Raw genomic sequence first — 5571 nt, 5'->3', positions numbered from 1 at the left:
CATCAGAGATCTCGTGTCGCATCACCGTTCAAGAGTCACCCACGCGACGCCAAATCCACTTGATCAACACGGCCTAGTCCACGTTGACACCTCGCTGCAGTTCGTGGCCGGCCATTCGCATCGGCCGGACCTCGGGGTTCTCTCGTTCGCTCGTCGGGTCCGCGGAGCCCCTTTGCCGTTCAGTCGAACTTCATCTCATTCAGCGCCGCATGGATTCGGTCTTGACGTTCGGCCTCAGCATTGGCCTGCCGCTGTCGCTCAAGTTGATCGGCCGCTTGAGCTTGTCGCTCCCACTCGTTTGCCTCCAACACCACCGCGCGAACAGTTTCGAGGTGATGCTTCGCAACTTCCTCAACCGTCGTACCGTCAAGGAGGATGCGGTCCCCGGAAACCGAGGCAATCCCGGCCCGATGCATCGTCGAGAAAAAGCCCCCGTTCCAAGCTCGTTCGAAGTACGCGGCCCAGTTTCGTGACGGCTGTCGGGAGAGTCGCAGCGGAACGAGGTAGAGCGCACTACCCCGCGTTCCGTCGTTTCTTGGGCGGCCCAATCCCTTCTCATCGACGCCGGTGACGCGGATGGGAGCATCCGAAGATTCGTTGCTGGAAGCACGCACCCTCTCAGGGGCGTGCTGCCGGGACGGAATCACTCGTGCCGGGGCCAGATGGCGCTCGATGCTGGCCGCTAGGCGCTCGGTCGCTTGAGTTGCGTCTTCCCCGCGCACTTCCACGTAGAGCTTGTCTTTCAGGCTCGGCGGCATTTCTACCTGATCGATCCGGACCGGTAAGACCTTCACGCCACTTCGAGCAATCTCGCCCGTCATGGCTAGCGAAACTTCCTTCTGACACCAAGGGCTCGTGACGCTGTTCTCGCTAATGAGGGCGACGACGAAGTCGATCTGGTCGAGTGCCGCAGTGACGCGCTCGACGATGCTGTCCCCCACCAGAAGTTCGCCCTCATCGCGCCAGACGAAGTAACCAAGCTTCTCAAGACCATCTTGCAGCCCTACAGCCAATCGTTTGTCGGCGTGCTGGTAGCTGATGAATACGCTGGCTAAGAAGTCGTGGGGCGTCATAGCACTGACGATAGAGCGGGACGAGCGAGTATCGCACCTTGATACTCAAGGTCATCCGTTCCCGGTCGATCGCCTCGCGGGAACCAGCAGCTTCCTCGCCGTAAAGGATCGTTTACGGCGAGGTTCGCTCGATGGGCCGAGCGGGGCTGCCGTAAACGTCCATCGCAACTGCGAATTGGCAGGGGTTTTCGGTTGACCGCTCTTCCCAGCGGCGGTCAACGGGCACGGGTAGTTCTCCGGTCGTCCGTGCGACGCTGGCGCTATGCGACGCCGTTGCGCTCACGTGATAGCGCTTCTTTGAGGTCGGCTCGTGCGCGTTGGTATCTTGTGCGAGCGGTGGACGCGGGAATACCGAGGATTGCGCCAGCGTCGGCAATACTGAACCCCTCCCAGTGCACTAGCCGTACGAGTTCGGCCTGCTCATCGGGCAGCCGCGCGATGGCGTCTCTCACCTCGAGGCCGTGATCTGCGGGGTTTCCATGCATGATGCCCGAGGCGAGCGCTCCTCGGAGGCGCTGTGCGAGTCTCCCGCGTCGATGCTCGCTTCGAGTGGCGTTTGCAATTACGTTTCGTGCAATCCCGAAGAGCCACATGCGCGCTTGTTCATGTTCGTGCGGCAGTGAATCAATGCGACGCCATGCGGTCAGCATCACTTCGGCAAGAGCGTCTGCGGCGTCCTCCGTGCCGATACGGCGGTCGGCGTACCTGAGGACGTCGGCAGAGTTCTGGGCGAGCACAGTCGTCAAACGCTCAGCGTCCACGTCTTGGCGTGTCACCAGTTCGCGCCCGGGCAATTTGCTTCGCCTTGGAACGACAAGTCCGTGGCGATTCCGTCGATACCGGCTTGCTCGAGGTCGGCGTCAAGCGCTGTCGTGAGGATGTCCCAAACCGCCGTCCAGTACTCCTTATCGGCGTTGTAGTGCTTTGTCCCTAGACCGGCAGGTTCGGTCGATCCGTCCTCGTTCCGGTGGATGCTCTCGCCGGTGCGGCGCTGAGCGATGGTCGCATCGATCGCATCATCTGTGAGAAGTGCTTCGAAATTGGTGCTGCGGTAGAAGTTCTCCACGGCAGCGATCTCGTCAGGCGCAAGCCCCGTCACGTTGCCGATGCGCTGCTCGCACACGGCACCACTCGGGAGAGTGAAGCCAAACGAAACTATGGGCTCGTCAGCCCACGGCATGGTCCATACTCCGGTTGCAGCAGCTGCTGCCGTCGCACCGCCCAGAACAAGCACGGACGCCAGCGCCGTAACGGCTGGTCGCCGCCAGCGGCGCACACGCGTTGACTCCCGCACTTCCGCTTGCGTCGCTCCTTGCAGGCGCGCGACCTCGTTCGCGACGCTCACAGTAATCAGCGCTGTTTCGGGACTCGACTCCCCAAGCAGCTGATCCAATCGGTCGTCGTCGGGTGCCACACTCATGATGATCTCCTAGGAATAGGGCTACACCATGGACATGTCCGGCACGCTCCGAAACGTCTGCCGGCGTGCGTACTCGACACCGGCCACTCGGTAACGCCGTGAACGATCGTTTCCGGAGAGGTCCAGATATCGGCTTCGGAACGACCGCCGCAAACGCTCGTCATAACCACCAAGCGGCAGGGCTTATCGGCTGATCTCGCGGGAGACACCATGAGCGTGTTGCGCGCGGGAACGGGGCGCCCGGCGTCGCGCGCAACCCGCCTGTCCTCAACCGCCGTCGATGCTGCCGAGACTGAGTTGCTCTCGCTGGAGCTCTTCAGCCATCGCGGAACTTGCCCACAGATCGATGAGCCGGCCCTCGTCAACAGTGCTCACTGCAATCCCCGGCACACCCCAGTTCAGGATCTGATACTCAACGGAACCGTTGACGCTGCTCTGATGCGAAAACGCGGCCCCGACCTCGCGAACCTCGAGCGTCGGGCCGTCCGGAATGTAAACCGATGAGCCGATGAGATTACATCCGGGTTCACCTATCGAGGCGAGATCCTCAACATTCAAGAGTTCCGGCGCGCACTGCTCCAGGAGCTCAGCGCCCGCCGGTACAGTCACCCCTTGCCCGCCCTTTGCGATGCAAGCCGAAAGCACGCCCGCCATCGCGACCACCGGTAAAGCGACCAGCAGCGTGCGCACGACTCTCATACTGCCGGAGCCTACATCGCGTCTACGTCTCGGAACCTGTCGGTGGAATCGAGCTACCAGCTCTTGGTCTTCAGAACCGCCGTAAACGATCGTTTTCGGCGCAAACGAACTGATCGTCTTCAGCTTCTCGCCGATATTGTGCTCCGCAACTCACCTATGGCGGACGTTTCAACGTCGGGAGATTTGGTCAACGCCGTGCCGCGAGCGTCGACCGGTGATCGTCTCTTGCACGATTGGTGTGAACAGAATCGAGGGAATCGAGCAATGCGGGCGTAGACCCCCACGCACTAGCGAGGCTGCACGGCAACGTCACCGAGGACGAGACCGTAAACGACGCTCTATTGATTGAGGAGATTCGTATCGGCGATGAGGTCGAGACGAGACAACAGCAGATCTCCTGCCGACGCAACCACCCCGAACGCGATGATGGTGATGACCACTGCGATGATGGCGAGAGCCACAATATGCGTGAGACGGTAACGTCGTTTCCACGCGATTCCAACCACCAAGAATCCGGTCAAAACGGCGATGACCTGGCCGGCGACGGTAGCGAACGCCATGCGCAGAGCGCTGTCTACGGTGAGTGCACCCCAGCTGTTGAATGCCACCGTAAAGGCGAGCGGGACGACAATAACACCGAGCGCGAGGATCGCGATGGGGCGGAGCTGCGGCCAGCGATGCGGAGCCGCAGTTGAACCCTGCTCTACGATCTGAGCTGTCATGGACTCGACCGTATCAGGGCGGATGCGCTGCCGCCAGAGCACGGCTACTGGTTGCGACCCATCGGACATTGGCTGTCAAGTTCCCTGCCGAAAACGATCGTTTTCGGGTCAGAGAAGGGCGTTCGACCGATACCCAGTGCCAAAACTTCGGGAGGTTTTGGGCTCCGAAGCTTTCGGGTCCTACTTTCGGGTCGACCGAGACACAACGAGCCGGAGCGATCCGTCGAAGAGGGGTTGAGTGCGTAGGTGCCCGTGCCGAGCGTCCCAGGCGCCGGAGTCCAGATCGGCCCGCAGCGCCGTCTCGAACGCGGCGTGGGCGGTGTCGTCGATAAAGCTCCATGCCGAATTCGCGCGCCGTGCGCCGGGGTCCAGGAGTGATTCGGGGCGACCGTAGTAGGCCTCCCCGAACCCGTCCGTGCAGTCGCGTGGGATCGGGACGGGGATGACTTCGATTGTCCCGCCGAGCCCGTTCGCGATCGTCGCTATGGCGGGGTATCGGCTCGCCTCTACGGCGATGACCTCCGGGGCGTACTCGTTGAGCCAGAACCGATGCAGTTGCGTCGGATCACAGGTGAGCACCGCGACCGGGCCGGACGTGACCCGTCTCAGTTCATGGAGCCCTGCCGTCAGATCGCCCCACTGGTGCACCGTGAACGATGCCAACGCCCCCTCGAATTCGTCATCCGCGAACGGCAGGGCTTCGGCCGTGGCGTCGATTGCTCGTGTCAGGCTGGTGGGGCGTTGCGCCCGCATGGCCGCGCTGGGCTCTACAGCAGTCACGAGCCGGTCGGCGGGCTCGTACGAGCCGGCCCCGGCCCCTACATTGACCACCGTGCGCGTACCATCCAGGGCGGCGTTGATCGCGCCTGCGATGCGTGGGTCTGGGCGGCGGTATCTCGCGTACCCGACCCCAATTTCCCCGTAGTCGGCGTCCCCGGCGCTGCCGTCCACATGCCGATTGGTCATCGTCCTTCCTTCCGGAGAGGACGGAGCATGACCACGCTGTCGTAGGTCTTTCCGGGCCAGTGGATCGAATCGACATCCACGAAGCCCCACGAACGGTAGAGCTGCACAAGATGTGTCGCCGGGTGCGCCGTGTCGACGCCGATCGACGACGCCCCCTGGCCCGCTGCCCATTCCCTCCCCCGACGCCACAGATCGGCCGCGATCCCGAGGCCGCGGAGCGAAGGTGCCACGGCGACCTGGTTCAACCACGCCCGATTTTCCTCGCGCGCTACAGCTGTTAACTCTTGCAGCCCTGCCGAAGGCGGGAGCGACATCGTGAGCGAGCCCACGATGCGCTCCTCTTGCTCGACCACCCAGCATTTGCCACCGAGTGCACGGTCACGGGTCGTCGCTACGTCCTGGTCGACGGCTGTGTAGTTCAGACCCGCAGCGCCTAATTCCGCGTACGCAGCATGCAGCAGCTCGGTCAGTGGGGCGGCGTCAGCTTCCTCGAATTGCCGCACAGAGAGAGTTGGGTCCATGTCTCTATTCAAGTCGCTCGGCTTGTAGCTTTCCGCAATCGCTCGAAACTGATCGTTTCCGGTGCCTTCGGCGGATGTTGGCCAGAGGGATTGTGAGTATTCGACCCTTTGAGCACCACTGATTATTGCGGTTGAGCACCGCCGGATATCGCGGTTCAGCACCAGGCGGT

7 protein-coding genes are annotated in these 5571 nt (G+C 62.3%); all 7 read right to left on the bottom strand.

Annotation, left to right across the window (positions count from 1 at the left end; translation table 11 throughout):
- Positions 1-179: 179 nt before the first annotated feature.
- On the bottom strand, positions 180-1073 hold the full coding sequence (locus ACWAUG_RS13310) for a toll/interleukin-1 receptor domain-containing protein (RefSeq protein ID WP_460802791.1): 894 nt from the start codon (positions 1071-1073) through the stop codon (positions 180-182).
- A 260-nt stretch (positions 1074-1333) separates the two neighbouring features.
- Entirely contained in the window at positions 1334-1810 is a 477-nt protein-coding gene (locus ACWAUG_RS13305) for an RNA polymerase sigma factor (protein WP_460802792.1), read from the bottom strand.
- A 35-nt stretch (positions 1811-1845) separates the two neighbouring features.
- Entirely contained in the window at positions 1846-2493 is a 648-nt protein-coding gene (locus ACWAUG_RS13300) for a hypothetical protein (RefSeq protein WP_460802790.1), read from the bottom strand.
- Between the two features lie 267 nt (positions 2494-2760).
- Positions 2761-3183 (bottom strand): hypothetical protein, encoded by a 423-nt coding sequence (locus ACWAUG_RS13295; RefSeq protein ID WP_460802789.1) that lies wholly within the window; start codon positions 3181-3183, stop codon positions 2761-2763.
- A gap of 347 nt (positions 3184-3530) precedes the next feature.
- Complete coding sequence (locus ACWAUG_RS13290; protein ID WP_460802788.1) at positions 3531-3914, bottom strand: hypothetical protein; 384 nt, start codon at positions 3912-3914, stop codon at positions 3531-3533.
- A gap of 180 nt (positions 3915-4094) precedes the next feature.
- Positions 4095-4880: a class I SAM-dependent methyltransferase gene (locus tag ACWAUG_RS13285; protein ID WP_460802787.1), complete on the bottom strand. Its 786-nt coding sequence runs from the start codon at positions 4878-4880 to the stop codon at positions 4095-4097.
- The coding region (locus tag ACWAUG_RS13280; protein ID WP_460802786.1) for a GNAT family N-acetyltransferase at positions 4877-5571 on the bottom strand (695 nt) is incomplete at its 5' end. The genes ACWAUG_RS13285 and ACWAUG_RS13280, both read right to left, overlap by 4 nt.

Source organism: Microbacterium sp. GXF6406, assembly GCF_054798215.1.
This window is presented reverse-complemented; position numbering and strand designations above follow the sequence as displayed.

Bases quoted from the DNA above. Each gene is read 5' to 3' on its own strand.
- ACWAUG_RS13310 (WP_460802791.1), bottom strand. From the start codon at position 1,073: ATGACGCCCCACGACTTCTTAGCCAGCGTATTCATCAGCTACCAGCAC.
- ACWAUG_RS13300 (WP_460802790.1), bottom strand. From the start codon at position 2,493: ATGAGTGTGGCACCCGACGACGACCGATTGGATCAGCTGCTTGGGGAG.
- ACWAUG_RS13290 (WP_460802788.1), bottom strand. From the start codon at position 3,914: ATGACAGCTCAGATCGTAGAGCAGGGTTCAACTGCGGCTCCGCATCGC.
- ACWAUG_RS13285 (WP_460802787.1), bottom strand. From the start codon at position 4,880: ATGACCAATCGGCATGTGGACGGCAGCGCCGGGGACGCCGACTACGGG.